Origin of the sequence: Mesorhizobium sp. M7A.F.Ca.MR.176.00.0.0, from assembly GCF_004023165.1 — a bacterium.
Taxonomy (GTDB): Bacteria; Pseudomonadota; Alphaproteobacteria; order Rhizobiales; family Rhizobiaceae; genus Mesorhizobium.
Genome location: NZ_RZTC01000289.1, coordinates 1 through 1,100 on the forward strand (window position 1 = coordinate 1; position 1,100 = coordinate 1,100).

Annotated in this window: 1 protein-coding gene and 1 pseudogene; both read left to right on the forward strand. The window is 64.6% G+C overall.

The features are described 5' to 3' along the window. The coding region (locus tag EOB59_RS34875; protein WP_128290307.1) for a TIGR01620 family protein at window positions 1-771 on the forward strand (771 nt) is incomplete at its 5' end. A 134-nt stretch (window positions 772-905) separates the two neighbouring features. Then, window positions 906-1,100, forward strand: a pseudogene (locus tag EOB59_RS34880) (hypothetical protein); the annotation flags it as partial.

Below are 1,100 nucleotides of genomic sequence, written 5' to 3' on the forward strand. Positions count from 1 at the left end.
GAATGGCTGGGCTGGCTGGCGGCGGGCATGGCTGCCATCGCCGTGCTGGCGCTTGTGGTGATCCTGATTCGCGAATTCCTGGCGATCGCCCGTCTCGCCGAGGTCGAAAAGCTGCAGAAACGGGCGCTCGACGCAATCGAGCGTGACGATCCCAAGGCGGCACGATCGGTCGTCGACGAGCTGTCGGCCTTTGTCGCGGCCAAACCCGAGACCGCGGCCGGCCGGCGCGCGCTGGCCGAACTGCGCGGCGAAATCATCGACGGCGGCAATCTCGTGCGCCTGGCCGAGGCAGAAATTCTGGGCCCCCTCGATGCCAGGGCAAAGGTGATGATCCTCGAGGCCGCCAAACGCGTTTCGCTGGTGACGGCGGTCAGTCCACGCGCACTGGTCGATGTCGCCTATGTCGTATTCGAGGCCGGGCGGCTCATTCGCCGTCTCTCGGAACTCTATGGCGGGCGGCCCGGAACGCTGGGTTTCTTCCGCCTGGCGCGCAGCGTGCTGGCGCATCTGGCGGTCACCGGCTCGATCGCCGTCGGTGACAGTTTCGTCCAGCAGATCGTCGGCCACGGCCTGGCCGCGCGCCTTTCGGCCAAGCTTGGCGAGGGCGTCGTCAACGGCATGATGACGGCGCGCATCGGCATCGCCGCGATGGAGACGGCGCGACCCCTGCCCTTCAGCGCCGCCAAGCGTCCCGGATTGGGCGACTTCCTCTCGGCGCTGACATCGTTCGCAACCAGGAAAGACGGTGAAACGACCCGATCCGGCAAGTGAGCCGGCTGGAGTGTCTGGATCTTCGGAATTGTTACCGGACTGCTTTGCGGCGGCCTCGCGGTGACGAAGCATTAACCAATCTTGTTCATGGTCAGACGGGTTCCAAACAGCATCTTTGTTGCCGGGTGTCGTCGATGAAAAGCGTAATTCTATCCAGCGTCCTGCCCCTGGCAACGGTGATTGCGGCAGTCGTCGGCCTTGCCGGAGTGGCCTCTGCGGCGGAGCCGGACAAGCAGTTCTTCCAGGCGGCAGAAGGCAAGTGGATCGGACCCGGCGAAATTGTCGCCGGCAAGTACAAAGGCACCAAGTTCAACTGCAGCTTCACCGGC